Origin of the sequence: Nonomuraea roseola (genome assembly GCF_039535395.1) — a bacterium.
Taxonomy (GTDB): Bacteria; Actinomycetota; Actinomycetes; order Streptosporangiales; family Streptosporangiaceae; genus Nonomuraea; species Nonomuraea roseola.
In genome coordinates, this window is sequence record NZ_BAAAXC010000015.1 from 4,128,398 (window position 1) to 4,143,296 (window position 14,899).

A 14,899-nucleotide genomic window follows, 5' to 3' on the forward strand; every position below is an offset into this window, starting at 1 on the left:
GCATGGCGCCCGTGCACGACGCCCGCGTCAACGTCGAGGGCACCGCCTCGGTGCTGACCGCCGCCCACAGCGGTGGCGCGCGCAAGGTGGTCTTCGCCTCCTCCGTCGCGGTGTACGGCAGGCCGGGCGTCATCCCCGTGCCAGGCGACGCGGCCACCGACCCCCGCTCGCCGTACGCGGCCTCCAAGCTCAGCGGCGAGACCTACCTGGCCGCCTTCAGGGCGCTGCACGGCATCGACTACACCACGCTGGTGCTCTCCAACGTCTACGGCCCGCGCCAGTCGCCGGCCGGCGAGGCGGGCGTGGTGGCCATCTTCACCGACGCGCTCCTGTCGGGCGCGCCGACCGTGCTGTACGGCGAAGGCGACCAGACCCGCGACTACGTCTACGTCGCCGACGTCGTGGACGGCTTCGTCAGGGCGTGCGGCGAGGCGGGCGGCGGGCGGCGGTTCAACCTCGGCACCGGCCTCCAGACCACCGACCGCGAGCTGCACACGCTCGTCGCCGAGGCGGCGGGGGTGCCCGACGACCCCGGATTCGCGCCCGCGCGGCTCGGTGACCTGCCGGCGATGGCCGTCGATCCGGCTCCCGCGCGGGAGGGTCTCGGCTGGCGGCCGCAGACCGAGCTGTCAACTGGCCTGAAGGGGACAGTGGAGTGGGTCCGGAGTCGCCGCAGGTAGTTGCTTGATTACGCTTTGCTTGCGATTCCCGCGTCGGCCCCCTGTCGCCGGACGTCTTCTGTAGCGTGAGCCCCATGCGCACGTTGAAAGCACTGGCCGTTCCGGTGATTCCCCTGGTCGAGGGCGTTGACGCCGCCCCTCCAGGCGTCTCCTGGACCTGAGGGTCGCGAGGGCGCCATGCGTGGACTGCCGTGGCCTGCGAAGGCCTACCTGGTCGTCGTCATCGGCGCGGCGGCCGCTCTGGTCGGCAACATCGTCGTCGTGCCGGGACAGCTCGCCGGCGTCGGCGAGTACGGCACACTGCTCGTTCTCGCACTGCTGTTCCTGGTCTGCGAGTCGATGCCGACACTGCTCAACGTGGAGCAGTTCGCCGTCTCCGTCAGCTTCTCGGCCGCGCTCGCCGCCGTGGTGCTGGTGGGGCCAGAGGGCGCCGCGATCGTCGGCCTGACCGCCGTCGTGAGCGTACGGCCAGGCCTGCCGCTGGTGAAAAGGCTTTTCAACGGGGCCCAGTTCGCGATCTGCGGTTACGCCTCGGGCAAGGTCTACGAGTTCTTCGGCGGCGTCACGGGCGTGCCAGAGGTCAACGACTTCGAGGCGCTCGTCGGCCCCTACGCGGTGGCGGCCGCGCTGTTCGTCCCACTCAACATCGCCCTGACACTGACCATGGTGCGCCTGGCGAGCACCGAGCGCGCCGAGCGGATGCCCGCCAGGGGCATGGCGCAGTTCCTGCTGTCCTACTTCGGCTACGCCACCTTCGGGCTGCTGGTGGCGGGGCTGTGGGCGACCGTGGCCTCGATCTCGGCCGTGCTGGTGCTGCTGCCGCTCTTCATCGCCCGCTGGGCCTTCGGGCAGTACCACGCCCAGCAGCGCTCCTACGACGCCACGATCGCCGCGCTCTGCCAGGCGGTCGAGACCAAGGACTACTACACCCGCGGCCACTGCACCAGGGTGTCGCTGGCCTCCACGATGATCGCCCAGGAGATCGGCATGGGCGCGGAGCGGCTGAGGGCCATCCGCTACGCGGGCATGCTGCACGACGTGGGCAAGCTCGGCGTGCCCACGAAGGTGCTGCAGAAGGACGGGCCGCTCACCGAGGAGGAGTTCGCGGCGATCCAGCTGCACCCGATGCGGGGGCTGGAGATCGTGCGCGGCATCGACTTCCTCGACGAGGCCTTCGCGGGCATCATGCACCACCACGAGCGCCACGACGGCAGGGGCTATCCGATGGGGCTGGCGGGCGACGAGATCCCCGAGTTCGCGCGGGTCATCGCGGTCGCCGACGCCTTCGACTCGATGACCTCCGACCGCTCCTACAGGGGCGCGCGTCCCGTCGAGGTGGCGGTGGCCGAGCTGCACAAGGGGGCCGGTTCGCAGTTCGACCCCGAGATGGTGGCGGCCTTCGTGCGCGCGCTGGAGCGCGAGCCGTGGCAGCCGCCGCGCAAGGCCTCGCCGCCGCCTTCCGACGAGACCGAGACCACGACCAAGGACCACGACGACCCGACGATGCCGATCGAAGTGGTGGGCGGCTCATGACGACCCCGATCGGCAGGCCGGTGCCCGAGGCGGCGCCGAGCACCCCCGGTGCCGAGGGCGTGCGGCGGTGAACCGGGTCTTCCAGGGGCTCGACTCGGGGCAGCTGCTGCTGATCGCCGCGGCGGGGCTGGTGGCCGTCGCCGGCGTGGCCCACACCGGCGCCGTCGGCCTGGTCAGGCCCGACATCGCGGTGGGCTTCGGCGCGCTCATCGCGATCGGGGAGCTCGCGCGGCTCACGATGCCGGGCAACAGGGAGGTCGCGCCCATCGGCGCGGCCGCCGCGCTCGGCTACACGCTGCTGCTCGACCTCAGCGACGTCCAGCTCGAGCACACCGCGCTGCAGGTGGTCGCCGTGATCGCGGTCGGGATGATCGCGGGGGCGCTGCCGCATCTGGCCGTGGGCCGCCCGCCCAGGCTCGACGCGATGGCCAGGAGGCTGCTCACCGGCGCGCTGCTGGCCTTCGCCTTCAGGCCGCTGGCCGGCACTCTCTACACCCTGACCCAGGAGCCGACGAAGACCTGGTGGCCCGCGCTGGTCGTCATGGTGGCGCTGATCGCGATCGCCCTGCTGGCCGACGTGCTCATCGCGGCGATGCTGCGAGCCGAGCAGGTGCGCACCGCGTTCAAGGTCGCGGTCAGGGACGAGATCAGGATGGCGTTCCCGCTGGGCGCGGCCGTGGCCGCCTCCGGGGTGCTGCTCGCGCTCGCCTGCCACAGCATGGACCTGATGGCGCTGCTGGTGTTCGCCGCGCCGCTGCTGGTCACCCAGGTCGCCTTCCGCAAGTACGCGGGCATCCGCGCGACCTACCTGCAGACCGTGCGCGCCCTGTCGAGGGTGACCGAGGTCGGGGGATACGTCGAGCCCGGCCACTCGCGCAGGGTGAGCAGGTTGGCCGTCGCGATCGGCAGGGAGCTCGGCATGGCCGAGCCCGAACTGCTGGAGCTCGAGTACGCGGCGCTGATGCACGACATCGGCCAGCTGTCCCTGCGCGATCCCATCCCCGGAGGGGCGACCGTCCTCACCGATCCCGAGCAGGCGCGGCGCATCGCCGAGCTGGGCGCGGCCGTGATCAGGCAGACGGGCGTGCTCGACAGGGTCGCCGAGCTGGTCAGGAGGCAGTGCGACTCGATCGCCGAGGACCCGCCGATGTCGAGCAGGATCATCAAGGCCGCCAACGCCTACGACGACCTCGTCGGCGGGTCCACCGACCGCGACAGGGCGGGGGCGGCTCTGGAGCGGCTGAGGCTCGGCATCGGCGGCGAGTACGACCCGGCGGTGATCGAGGCGATGGCCCGCGTCGTCGACAGGCTCGCCCCGGTGCATCGTCTCTAGGCGGGGGATGCTCCTCGCGGCGTTTCCCCGCTCACTTTTGTGGACTTCCTACAAGACGAACTGTCCGGATCGGTGGTTTCGAGGGAAAGGGTCGGACAGGCGGCGATCATAGGGTGGGCGTCGTGCTTAATGAGACGCTCGGAACCGTCCTGATCGCCAACCGAGGGGAGATCGCGAGGCGGATCATCCGCACGGTCCAGCGGCTGGGGCTGCGAGCCGTCGCGGTCCACTCCGAGGCCGACGCCGATCTGCCCTTCGTCACCGAGGCCGACGAGGCCGTGCTGCTCGGCCCCGCCAACCCCGCGCAGAGCTATCTCGACGTCGACAAGGTGCTCGAGGCGGCGCGCGCGACCGGAGCGAAGGCCATCCACCCCGGCTACGGCTTCCTCGCGGAGAACGCCGCCTTCGCCAGGGCCGTCGTGAACGCCGGCCTGATCTGGATCGGTCCCGCCCCCGAGGCGATCGAGCGGATGGGCGACAAGATCAACGCCCGCAACCTGATGGAGCGGGCGGGCGTGCCCGTCGCCGCGGGCACCCGCGAGCCTGTCACCGACCTGGAGCAGGCGCGGGCGCGGGCCGAGGAGATCGGCTACCCGGTCATGGTCAAGACCGCGGGCGGCGGCGGTGGCATCGGCATGAGCGTGGCTCACGACGCCGAAGGGCTGACCAAGGCGTTCGAGCAGGCCGCGAGGGCCGCCGCGCGCTTCGCCAGCGGCGACGTGCTCGACGGGCCCGCCGTCCTTCTCGAGCGCTACATCGAGCGCGCCCGCCACGTCGAGGTGCAGATCCTCGGCCTGCCCGACGGCACCGTCCTGGCGCTGGGCGAGCGCGACTGCTCGGTGCAGCGCCGCCACCAGAAGGTCGTGGAGGAGTCGCCGTCGCCCGGCGTCACGCAGGAGCTGCGCGAGCGCATGCTCGCCGCCGCCGTGAAGGCGGGCGAGGCGGTCGGTTACCTCGGCGCGGGCACGGTCGAGTGCCTCGTCGACGCCGACGAGCAGGACTTCGTGTTCCTGGAGATGAACACCCGCCTGCAGGTCGAACACCCCGTCACCGAGCTGGTCACCGGGCTCGACCTGGTGGAGCTGCAGCTCAGGGTCGCCGCGGGGGAGAACCCCGAGGTGCGGCCCGAGGTGGAGGGTCACGCGATCGAGTTCCGCGTCTACGCGGAGGACCCCAAGCGCTTCTTCCCCGGACCCGGCGCGATCACGGTGTGGGAGGAGCCCTCCGGTGACGGCGTCCGCGTCGATTCCGGCTACGCTGCGGGCACCACGGTCACGCCGTTCTACGACCCGCTGATGGCCAAGCTCTGCGTGTACGGCCAGAGCCGCGCCGAAGCGCTCGAGCTGGGCAGGAAGGCGGTGGACGCGTTCAAGGTCGAAGGGCCGAAGAACAACCTGCCGTTCTGCGCCGAGCTGCTCGGCAACGCCGAGTTCGTCAGCGGCGAGTACGACACGGGCCTGGTCGGCCGCATGCGCGCCAAGTGACCGTGACACAGTTGAGGCATTGAAAGAGGGGAGTTCCCGTGGCTGAGGTGCACGCCGAGATGGTGGCGAACGTGTGGAAGGTCGTCGTCGCCGAGGGCGACACGGTCGAGGAGGGCGACACGCTCGTCATCCTGGAGTCCATGAAGATGGAGATCCCCGTCCTGGCCGAGGACGACGGTGTGGTGTCGCAGCTGAAGGTGGCCGAAGGCGACGTGGTGCAGGAAGGCGACCTGATCGCCGTCATCGCCTGAGCGTTCGCCTCAGGAGAGCCGGCCGAGGAACTTCTCCCGATCGACGACCACCCGCTCGATCGTGCCCTTGCCCACGAGCTTGGCACGATCGCGGGCGGTGAAGCTGAAGACCAGGCGCCTGCCGTCCACCGCGGTCAGCTCGGCGCTGATCTCGACGTGTGCGCCGACGGGGCTGGCGGCCAGGTGGTCGAGTTCGACGCGGGTGCCGACAGACGTCTCGCCGGGCGCCAGATGCTTCCTGACGGCCTGCGTGGTCACCATCTCAGCCAGCGCCAGCAGCCTGGGCGTCGCCAGCACGGGCACGTCGCCGCTGCCCACCTTGGCGGCGGTGTCCGACCGCTCGACCATGATGAGCATCGAGGAGCGGAGTCCGGGCTCGAGCGTCATGACGCCAGGCTACTTGATCGAATCTCGCCCATCGGACGGACAGGAAGGGCCGCAAGGCACCAGGATAGGTTTGTACAGCTTGCGCCAATTTTGTGGTGAGAAAACAGGGACAAGCCTTACACTTCCAGAATTCCGTGACCTCTGCGTTACCTCGCCGCGATACAAATCCGCTTTGTTGGAGAACCCTGGGGTGGGAGAGGTTCCAGACGACAGGGGGTAACGGGGGAGACATGGTGGCCCAAGGGACGACGCTGGCGGGGCGATATCGCCTGGATACCCGCATCGGCGCCGGCGGCATGGGCGAGGTGTGGCGTGGCGAGGACATCGTCCTTGCCCGCACCGTCGCCGTCAAGGTGCTGCTTCCGGGCCGCACGGACGACCCCGGATTCGTCGCCCGCTTCCAGGGCGAGGCCCGAGCGATGGCGACGGTCAACCATCCGGGGGTCGTCGACGTCTACGACTACGGTGTGCACCAGGTGGCGGGCGCGGGGGCAACCGTCTACCTGGTCATGAAGTTCGTCGACGGCGAGGCGCTCGACAGACTGCTGCAACGCCTCGGGCGCATCGCTCCCGAACCGGCCATGGAGCTGATCGCCCAGGCGGCCGCCGCGTTGCAGGCCGTCCACGACCAGGGGATCGTCCACCGCGACGTGAAGCCGGGCAACCTGCTCGTGCAGCGCGACGGCACGCTGGTCATCACCGACTTCGGCATCGCCCGCCAGGACGTGGCCAACAGGCTCACCGACGCGGGCATGGTGCTCGGCACCGCGGCCTACTGCGCGCCCGAGCAGGCGGAGGGCGCCCCCGTGACGCCCGCCGTCGACATCTACGCCCTCGGCGTGGTGGCCTACGAGTGCCTGGTGGGTGTGCGCCCCTTCGACGGCGACAGCCCCGTCACCATCGCGCTCAAGCACATCCGCGAGGCTCCGCCGCCGCTGCCCGCCGAGATCCCGCCCTCGGTCAGGGCGGTCGTCGAGCGGGCGCTGTCCAAGGACCCCCTGCGCCGCTTCCCGAGCGCCTCGGCGATGGCGGCCGCGGCCAGGCAGGCCGTGCAGTCCGCGCAGGCGGGCTCGCCTCCCTCGCTCACCGACCTGGCGCCCGTCACGGGGGCCACGATGGCGCCCTCGCCCTCGACAGGGGTCGTGCAGCCGCCCGAGAACACCACGGTCACCACGCCGGGGTCGCGCCGTGGCACGCGCAGGGCGGCCAAGGCGACCGGCGGCAGGGGCGCGCTGGTGGCGGGCATCGCGGCGGTGGCCGTGCTCGGCGTAGGCGCGGGCGCGGTGGCGCTGACCGGCATGAACGCCGAGAAGAGCCCGACCGTGCACATCTCGGACATGGGCGATGTCAGCTCGAAGGCGTCCCCGCCCAAGACGACCAAGCCACCGAGGCCAAGGCCCACCGTGCCCACGGAGGAGCCTTCCCCCACCGAGGACGAGACCGCCGAGCCGACCGTCAGGGTGACGACGCCGAAGCCCTCCGTCACGCCGACGACCTCGCCCACGCCCACGAAGACTCCGCAGAAGCAGCCGCTCGTGCCCAACGTGATCGACATGTTCATCGAGGAAGCGACCAAGAAGGTCCAGGCCTCCGGGTACACGATCAGGGTCAGGGCCGTGATGGTGATGGAGCCCGACAGCTGCAAGAAGGTGTCCGGCCAGGTGCCCGGGCCTGGCAAGCCGCTGGCGAAGGGCAAGACGGTGGTCGTCTCGGTGGTGAGCGACATCTGCCCGCCGGGCAAGTCGCCGAGCCCGTCGCCCTCGACCAGCCCGACGCCGAGCACCTCGCCCTCGCCGACGATCACCGCCAAGCAGTAGGGACCGCCTTCCCCTGCTACACCCCTGTGGTGTTGCGGGGGTAGGCGACCTGCGGGTCCGTCGCGATGTTCACCATGTACGGCACGCCCGAGTCGAACGCCCTCTTCAGCGCGGGCCCGATCTCCGACGGCTTGGTGACCAGCTCGCCGCCGCCGCCGAGCGCGGTCACGACCTGGTCGTAACGCGTTCCGGGCCGCAGCTCCGCGGCCACGTCGTAGCCGTACAGCATCTGCATGGGGTGCTTCTCCAGCCCCCACATGCCGTTGTTGCCGCACACCATGACCACCGGCAGGTTGTGGCGTACGAGCGTGTCGACGTCCATCAGTGAGAAGCCCGCGGCCCCGTCGCCCAGCAGCAGCACCACCTGTGAGGACGGCCTGGCCAGCCGGGCGGCGATGGAGTAGCCGAGGCCGGTGCCGAGGCAGCCGTAGGGCCCGGGGTCGAGCCAGTTGCCCGGCTGTCGCGGCTCGACGTACTTGCCCGCGTAGGAGACGAAGTCGCCGCCGTCGCCGATCACGACCGCGTCGTCGGCGAGCACCTTGCCCAGCTCGCCGTAGACGCGCATGGGGTGGATGGGATCGCTGTCGGCACTCAACAGGTCGGCGTCGCCTGAAACGGCCGCAGCGGCCGCCTCAGAGAGCGTGGAGAGCCACGAGGCGTAGCGGGACGTCTTCACGCCCGCGTCGCCGCAGGCGGTGGCGAGGCTCCAGAAGACCAGTGACAGGTCGCCCGCGGCGGAGGCGGCGGGCTGCATGTGGGTGGCCAGCTGGGACGGCGCGTCGGCGAGATGGACGACGCGCGCCAGCGGCGCACCCTCCTTGCCGCCGAACCAGCCGTAGCCGAGGCGGAAGTCGAGCGGGGTGCCGACGACGATCACCAGGTCGGCCTTGCCGAAGGCGAGGCCGCGGGCGCGGGTGACGAGCAGTTCGTGGCCGGCGGGCAGGATGCCGCGGCCCTGGCCGTTGGGGATGACCGGCAGGCGCCACGCCTCGACGAAGTCGCGGGCGGCCTCCTCCGCGCGGTCCATCCAGACGTCGGAGCCGAGAACGACCACGGGTCGCTCGGCCTCGGCCAGCAGCCCGGCGACGCGGGCCAGGGAGTCGGGGTCGGGCTCGTACGGCGAGGGCGTCTGCGTCTCGGCCTGGTGCATCTGCGCGGGCGCGAAGAGGTGGTCCATGAAGAAGTCCACGAAGACCGGGCCCCTGTGCGGCGCGACGGCCGTGCGGAAGGCCATCTCGACGTCCTGGCCGATCGAGTCGGCGCCCGAGGAGGTGAAGGCGAGCTTGGTGATCGGCTCGAGCAGGGGCGGGTGGTCCATCTCCTGCAGCGCGCCGCTGCCCCAGCGCGACTGCGGCGCACGGCCGCCCATGACGACGACGGGCGAGCCGTTGAAGTGCGCCGTGGCGACGCCGCTGACGCCGTTGGTGATGCCGGGGCCCGCGGTGAGCACGGCCAGGCCGGGCTTCCTGGTCAGCCGGGCCGTCGCCTCGGCGGCGAACACGGCGCTCTGCTCGTGCCTGACATCGAGGATGCGCATGCCCTCGTGCACCGCGCCGTCGTAGAGGGGGAAGACGTGCCCGCCCGAGAGGGTGAACATGGTCTCGATGCCATAGGCCTTGGCGACGGCGACAGCGGCGTCACCGGCGTGCTTCGCGGAGTCCATGGCCCGGAACCTACCAGCCGCTCAGCGTTCCAAACAGGGATGCGTCACGGCTTGCGTCCGACCGCTCCGTAGCCGTCCACCTCCGGAGGGGTGATGCCCTCGGGCCGCCACCGCGTCACCGAGACCAGCCCTGGCTCCACGAGTTCCAGCCCCTCGAAGAAGCGGGCGAGCTGCTCGGGGCTGCGCTGGATGTAGGGCAGCGCACCGCTCTCGTTGTACTGCTGGTGCGCCTGCCTGTTGGCCTCGCTGTGCACGTTCGTGCCGTCGTTGAGCGCCAGGTAGCTGCCCGAGGGCAGCGCGTCGAGCAGCCTGCGGACGATCGACAGCGCGCTCTCGTCGTCGGCCACGTGACCCATGATCCCGCTCAGGTTGAGCGCGATCGGCCTCGAGAAGTCGAGCGTCTTGGCGGCCGCGGTGAGGATCACCTCCGGCTCGCGCACGTCGGCGTCGATGTAGTCGGTGGCGCCCTCGGGCGCGCCCACCAGCAGCGCGCGGGCGTGGGTCAGCACGAGAGGGTCGTTGTCGACGTAGACGACGCGCGACTCCGGCGCGATCCGCTGGGCGATCTCGTGGGTGTTGTCGGCGGTGGGCAGCCCGGTGCCGATGTCGAGGAACTGCCTGACGCCGGCCTCGGCGGCCAGCCAGGCGATCGTCCTGCGCAGGAACGCCCTGGAGGCGCGCGCGCCCATGGCCATCCCTGGGAAGATCTTCAGGAACTCCTCGCCCGCGATCCTGTCGACCTCGTAGTTGTCCTTGCCGCCGAGCCAGTAGTTCCAGATCCTGGCGGAATGCGGCACGCTGGTGTCGATGTCGCTCATGCGCACAACCTAGCGATCCAGTGACGGTGACGGTACGCCGCCAACTTCATGAAGGATCGTCGCGTCTACTAGGCATGGGGATGATGACAACGGGGGCGGCGCTGATGACCGCCGCGGCCACGCTGCTCGGCGGCGCCACTACCAGTCTGCCGAAGGGCTTCCTGCTGTGGGAGGGCCGGTCGAGCGGCTGGGACATCTGGGAGGTGTCGGACAGGGCCTCGACTCCACTCATGCTCGACGCCTGCCACGACAGCTACTGGTCCAAGCGCGGGGGCGTCGAGAAGGGCCGCGTGGCGGCCAGGACCGTCTACCGGCAGCAGGAGATCGAGATCGGCGGCGAGCAGGTCGCCCTCTACCAGGACGAGTCGGGCGCTCGCGCGGCGATGGACGCCATGCGGGCCGAGCTGAAGCGCTGCGCCTCGCGCGGCAACGGCATCGAGCGCATCAGCTACTACAGCAAGCCGCTCGCCCTGGGCGACGAGGCCGTGCGGGCGGGGGCCCGCTACTGGGAGGGCGGCCTGCGGCAGGTGGCGGTGCGCAGGGGTGCGGCGATCATGGTCTACACCGAGACCGCGTGGCCGACCCCTTCGCTGCCGATGGGCGAGTTCAAGACACTGCTCAAGGACGCCAGGGAGATGTCCAGGAAGGTGTGCTGGCTGCCCGAGGCCCAGTGCCAGAACACCTGATCCGCTAGGGGCGGCGCAGCCTGGTGACGAACTTGTACCTGTCGCCCCTGTAGAGGGACTGCGCCCACTCGACCGGGTTGCCGTCGGCGTCGAAGGCGTGCCGGGTGAGCAGGAGCATCGGCAGGCCGACGTCGACGCCGAGCATCTGGGCGTCGTACGGCGTCGCCAGCACGGTCTCGATGACCTCCTCGGCGTCCGTCAGCCGCACGCTGTAGGCGTTGTGCAGCGTCTCGTAGAGGGAGGAGTGGACCTCGAGCTCGCGCCGCAGCCGGGGGAAGCGCCTGGCCGACAGATGCGTGGTGTCGATCGAGACGGGCTCGCCGTTGGCCAGCCTGAGCCGGTGGATTCGCAGCACCCTGCCACCGGGGTTGATCGCCAGCCGTCGCGCCAGCGCCTCGTCGGCCGTGATGTAGCTGATGTCGAGGATCTTGGTGTCCGGCTCCAGGCCCGCGGTGCGCAGGTCGCCGATGTAGGAGGTGAGCTGCAGCACCTGGGCGACCTTCGGCTGGGCGACGAAGGTGCCCTTCCCCTGGATGCGTACCAGCCTGCCCTCGACCACCAGCTCCGTGAGCGCCTGGCGGACGGTGGTACGCGACGTCTCGAAGCGCACGGCCAGCGTGCGCTCGGGCGGCAGCGAACTGCCGGGCGTCAGGCTCTTGGTGAGCTCCAGCAGGCTCCGTTTGACGTCGTAGTACTTGGGTACGCGAGGGGGTTCTTCTGTCACGCTCTCACCTTCACTCCAGCCACGGCGGTGAGGGCGTGTCTGATCACCGCGAGATCATCGGAACTCAGATTGGCCCGAGCGGTCAACCGCAGGCAAGTGCGGTGCGCGGGTATGCGGGCGTGCCGGTCGAGCCCGCAGGGCGTGCTCGTCCCATCGCGCGCGTATCCGGGCAGCTCGGGCTGATTGTGAAGGATATCCATCGCCGCACGTGCGACGGCAACCGAGTCCGCTGTGAGGGCCGTGGCGACCACCTCCTGGGCGCGGGGACAGCCGTGCGGTGTGACGGTTCTCACAATGTGAGATGCCCCAAAACTCGCCCTGTCGTACCTTCGCGCGGCCTGCGAGTTGGTTGTTAGGGCGGAAAGCACGCATGATGCACTCGTGCCGACTCTCAGCGACCTGGTCGTCCGCCACACCGCGCTCGACGCGGCGGACCTCGACTGGCTGCACTCGCTTGTCTCCGACTGGCAGCTGCTGGCCGACCTGTCGTTCGCCGACCTCATCCTCTGGGCGCCGCTGCTGGAGCGCAGGGGCCCGAAGGTTCTCGACGAACCGGGCGCGGGCGGGGACCAGGGCTGGATCGCGATCGCGCAGATGCGTCCCACCACCGGCCCGACCGTCTATCACGACGACATCGTCGGCACCGTCGCGGCCAAGGGCGAGCGGCAACTGATCGACACCGCGTGGAACGAGCGGCGCATCTGCCGCGAGGGCGACCCCGACTGGTCGACAGGGGTGCCGGTCCGCGAGGAGACCATCCCGGTACGGCGGGCGCTGCCCAACGGCGAAGGCCGCTTCCTCGGCGTCATCCAGCGTTCGACCAACCTGTCGTCGGCCCGCACGCCCTCCCGCCTGGAGCTCACCTACCTGCAGAGCGCTTCCGACCTGGCCCAGATGGTGGCGGAGGGGCGCTTCCCCTTCTCGGGCGAGGAGCCGATCCTGGTCCGCTCGCCCCGGGTCGGCGACGGCCTGCTCAGGCTCGACCGCGCCGGCAGGGTGACCTACGCCTCGCCGAACGCGCTGTCGGCCTACCGGCGACTCGGCCTGCACGCCGACCTGGTGGGCGCCGAGCTCGGCAGGCTGACCGCCGCTCTCTGCTACTCAGACGAGCCGATCAACGAAGATCTCATGATCGTGGCGAGCGGGCGGGCGGCCAAGGAGACCGAGGTCGAGTCGGGCGGCACGATCGTGCAGCTCAGGGCGATCCCGCTGATCGTCGGCGGTGGGCGCATCGGCGCCCTGGTGCTCATCCGCGACGTCACCGAGCTGCGCAGGCGCGAGCGCGAGCTGATGACCAAGGACGCCACGATCCGCGAGATCCACCACCGCGTCAAGAACAACCTGCAGACCGTCGCGGCCCTGCTGCGCCTGCAGGCGCGCCGCCTTCAGGTGCCCGAGGGGCGCGAGGCGCTCGAAGAGGCCGTACGGCGGGTCGGCTCGATCGCCATCGTGCACGAGACGCTGTCGATGGCGCCGGAGGAGTTCGCCGACTTCGACGAGATCGCCGACAGGGTCATCGCGATGGCGGGGGAGGTGTCGGCGCCGGAGGCGGCGGTGACGCCGCGAAGGGTCGGCACGTTCGGGGTGCTTCCCTCGATCGTCGCGACCCCGCTGGCGATGGCGCTGACCGAGCTGCTGCAGAACGCCCTGCAGCACGGCAGGCCCCGGCGGCTGCAGGTCGTCGTCGAGGCCAGAGGCGACAGGCTGAACGTCGTGGTGTGGGACGACGGGCGCGGGCTGCCCGCCGACTTCGATCTGGACAGCACCACCAGTCTCGGTCTGCAGATCGTGCGCACACTCGTGGAGGGAGAGCTGTCGGGCAAGCTGACCATCGAGCCGCGTCATGGGGGCGGGACCGAGGTCACGCTGTCGATCCCGTTGCCCACCTCGTGACCGCTGCGATGCGGTGACCCCGCGGGGTCACCTGCCTGGCGGGAACGGCTCCCTCGCCAGGCGTCGTCGGGGTGGTGCGGTCAGGCGGTGGCGCGGGCGCGGGCGCGGGCGTTGCGGCGCTTGAGGGCGCGGCGCTCGTCCTCGCTGAGACCGCCCCAGACGCCGGCGTCCTGGCCGGACTCCAGAGCCCACTTCAGGCACGAGTCGACGGCCGAACAGGAACGGCAGACCTGCTTGGCCTCTTCGATCTGCATGAGCGCGGGGCCCGTGTTGCCGATCGGGAAGAACAGCTCAGGGTCCACGTCACGGCAGGCAGCTCGGTGGCGCCAGTCCATGCGTCCACTCCTTCGTAGATGGAGCCGCTGTGCCCGGCTCCGTGCGGGTCTACTTTGTGAAGACTTTCACTAACTAGCGCGAGCATTTTCCCGTGATCCTGTGTGGATCCGGGGGGAGTGCCCGCGCCCCGCCGGTAGGGCCTCGGGGTAGTTAAAGGTCCTACGTTCCGACGTCAGTGATGAGACTTCCAGCCACGCTGAGTACACGCAAGAGGTTTGGCGCTAAGTTTTGGCGGATATGGATGTCGGATGCATCACACAATGACCGAATGTAACCGTCTAGACCAGAACTTGTAACGCATCCGGGACAGACCGGAACGTTACGGACTCACGTTCGCCCAGGTAGTCACCGTCGAGCTGAAAGGCGACGGGACGCTCGGCGGAGAGGGTGAACTCGGCCTCGTCGTGGAGCTGGACGAGGTGCCTGCCCCGCGGAAGGGTGTCACGCTCCGTGAGGATCTGTCGGATGATCGAGGTCATCGAGGGCAGCCCCATGCGCTGGAGCCCGAGCAGGTCGAGCCCGGTCTCGAAGCTCGCCCACGGGGTCGGCTCGACCGGACGCGAGCCCACGTAGGTCCACGGTGAGGTGTTGGAGATGATCGCCATGAAGACGCCCTCGGCCGCGGGGATGCCCGGCCCCTTCACGGTCATCGCGGCGTGGCGCTTGTCGGTGGCCAGATAGTGGCGCACAGCGGTGTTCACATAGCGGGCGGGGGTCGCCTTGCGGCCCGCGCCGCGCAGGCCCTCCACCGCGCGGATGACCTCGGCGTCGTAGCCCATGCCCGCGCAGAAGGTGAAGTAGCGGCTCTCACCCTCCCAGAGGGCCTGGCCCAGACCGACGGCCCTGCGGCGATCCTCGCGCAGGGCCTCCAGGGTCGCGCCCGTGGCCTCGATGGGGTCGTTGGGCAGGCCCAGGGCGCGGGCGAAGACGTTCGCGCTGCCTCCGGGGATCACGATGAGCGCGGGGCGTTCGGCCCTGCCGCCGGCGTTGAGCAGGCCGTTGACGGTCTCGTTCACTGTGCCGTCGCCGCCGAGCACCGCCACGGTGTCGTAGCCCTTGGTGTGAGCGGTGCGGGCCAGCGCCGCGGCGTGCCCCCTGTAGCGCGTCTCCTCGACGGTCAGGTCGACGGCGGCGCCCAGCGCGCGGATGAGCACGTCACGCGTGCGGCGATTCGTCGTCGTCGCCTTGGGGTTGACCAGGAGCATCGCGCGCATACGGCCAGCGTAGCCAATGATCCATGTCCGCCTTGTCCGTATAGCGGCCCAGAGGGGCGCGTGTCGCATTTTCGGGTCTT

Annotated in this window: 14 protein-coding genes; 8 read left to right on the forward strand and 6 right to left on the reverse strand. The window is 70.4% G+C overall.

All coding sequences use genetic code 11. The annotated features are described in order from the left end of the window. The first annotated feature begins 11 nt into the window (after nucleotides 1–11). The 5 genes from ABFX55_RS43040 (at nucleotide 12) to ABFX55_RS43060 (ending at nucleotide 5,281) form a co-directional block, all read left to right on the forward strand. Entirely contained in the window at nucleotides 12–680 is a 669-nt protein-coding gene (locus ABFX55_RS43040) for an NAD-dependent epimerase/dehydratase family protein (RefSeq protein ID WP_346129327.1), read from the forward strand. Between the two features lie 177 nt (nucleotides 681–857). After that, on the forward strand, nucleotides 858–2,213 hold the full coding sequence (locus ABFX55_RS43045; RefSeq protein WP_346129328.1) for an HD-GYP domain-containing protein: 1,356 nt from the start codon (nucleotides 858–860) through the stop codon (nucleotides 2,211–2,213). Nucleotides 2,214–2,280: 67 nt separating this feature from the next. Beyond that, nucleotides 2,281–3,546 (forward strand): HD-GYP domain-containing protein, encoded by a 1,266-nt coding sequence (locus ABFX55_RS43050; protein ID WP_346129330.1) that lies wholly within the window; start codon nucleotides 2,281–2,283, stop codon nucleotides 3,544–3,546. Nucleotides 3,547–3,668: 122 nt separating this feature from the next. Next, nucleotides 3,669–5,030, forward strand: coding sequence for an acetyl-CoA carboxylase biotin carboxylase subunit (locus ABFX55_RS43055; RefSeq protein WP_346129332.1), 1,362 nt, complete (start codon nucleotides 3,669–3,671; stop codon nucleotides 5,028–5,030). A gap of 38 nt (nucleotides 5,031–5,068) precedes the next feature. Then, complete coding sequence (locus tag ABFX55_RS43060) at nucleotides 5,069–5,281, forward strand: biotin/lipoyl-binding carrier protein (protein WP_318782025.1); 213 nt, start codon at nucleotides 5,069–5,071, stop codon at nucleotides 5,279–5,281. A 9-nt stretch (nucleotides 5,282–5,290) separates the two neighbouring features. On the opposite strand, the gene ABFX55_RS43065 is transcribed toward ABFX55_RS43060, so the two are convergent. Then, nucleotides 5,291–5,668: a thioesterase family protein gene (locus ABFX55_RS43065; protein ID WP_346129334.1), complete on the reverse strand. Its 378-nt coding sequence runs from the start codon at nucleotides 5,666–5,668 to the stop codon at nucleotides 5,291–5,293. Between the two features lie 230 nt (nucleotides 5,669–5,898). Here ABFX55_RS43065 and ABFX55_RS43070 point away from each other — a divergent pair, with 230 nt between their 5' ends. Further along, nucleotides 5,899–7,485 (forward strand): serine/threonine-protein kinase, encoded by a 1,587-nt coding sequence (locus ABFX55_RS43070; RefSeq protein WP_346129336.1) that lies wholly within the window; start codon nucleotides 5,899–5,901, stop codon nucleotides 7,483–7,485. Nucleotides 7,486–7,501: 16 nt separating this feature from the next. Here the strand turns inward: ABFX55_RS43070 and ABFX55_RS43075 are convergent, their stop codons facing one another. Further along, on the reverse strand, nucleotides 7,502–9,148 hold the full coding sequence (locus tag ABFX55_RS43075) for an acetolactate synthase (RefSeq protein ID WP_346129338.1): 1,647 nt from the start codon (nucleotides 9,146–9,148) through the stop codon (nucleotides 7,502–7,504). A gap of 44 nt (nucleotides 9,149–9,192) precedes the next feature. Beyond that, entirely contained in the window at nucleotides 9,193–9,966 is a 774-nt protein-coding gene (locus ABFX55_RS43080; RefSeq protein WP_346129340.1) for an SAM-dependent methyltransferase, read from the reverse strand. A 74-nt stretch (nucleotides 9,967–10,040) separates the two neighbouring features. Between ABFX55_RS43080 and ABFX55_RS43085 the strand changes: the two genes are divergently transcribed. Beyond that, entirely contained in the window at nucleotides 10,041–10,652 is a 612-nt protein-coding gene (locus ABFX55_RS43085) for a hypothetical protein (protein WP_346129342.1), read from the forward strand. Nucleotides 10,653–10,656: 4 nt separating this feature from the next. Here ABFX55_RS43085 and ABFX55_RS43090 read toward each other — a convergent pair whose 3' ends face one another. Next, the gene (locus tag ABFX55_RS43090) at nucleotides 10,657–11,376 is read right to left on the reverse strand and encodes a GntR family transcriptional regulator (RefSeq protein WP_192777799.1); all 720 of its coding nucleotides are present in this window, start codon (nucleotides 11,374–11,376) and stop codon (nucleotides 10,657–10,659) included. Nucleotides 11,377–11,757: 381 nt separating this feature from the next. On the opposite strand from ABFX55_RS43090, the gene ABFX55_RS43095 reads away from it, so the two are divergent. After that, nucleotides 11,758–13,269 (forward strand): sensor histidine kinase, encoded by a 1,512-nt coding sequence (locus tag ABFX55_RS43095; protein ID WP_346129344.1) that lies wholly within the window; start codon nucleotides 11,758–11,760, stop codon nucleotides 13,267–13,269. Between the two features lie 80 nt (nucleotides 13,270–13,349). Here ABFX55_RS43095 and ABFX55_RS43100 read toward each other — a convergent pair whose 3' ends face one another. Next, nucleotides 13,350–13,604, reverse strand: a complete 255-nt coding sequence (locus ABFX55_RS43100) for a WhiB family transcriptional regulator (RefSeq protein ID WP_183655868.1) — start codon at nucleotides 13,602–13,604, stop codon at nucleotides 13,350–13,352. Between the two features lie 279 nt (nucleotides 13,605–13,883). Continuing rightward, nucleotides 13,884–14,819, reverse strand: a complete 936-nt coding sequence (locus ABFX55_RS43105) for a diacylglycerol/lipid kinase family protein (protein ID WP_346129346.1) — start codon at nucleotides 14,817–14,819, stop codon at nucleotides 13,884–13,886. Between the last annotated feature and the right edge of the window lie 80 nt (nucleotides 14,820–14,899).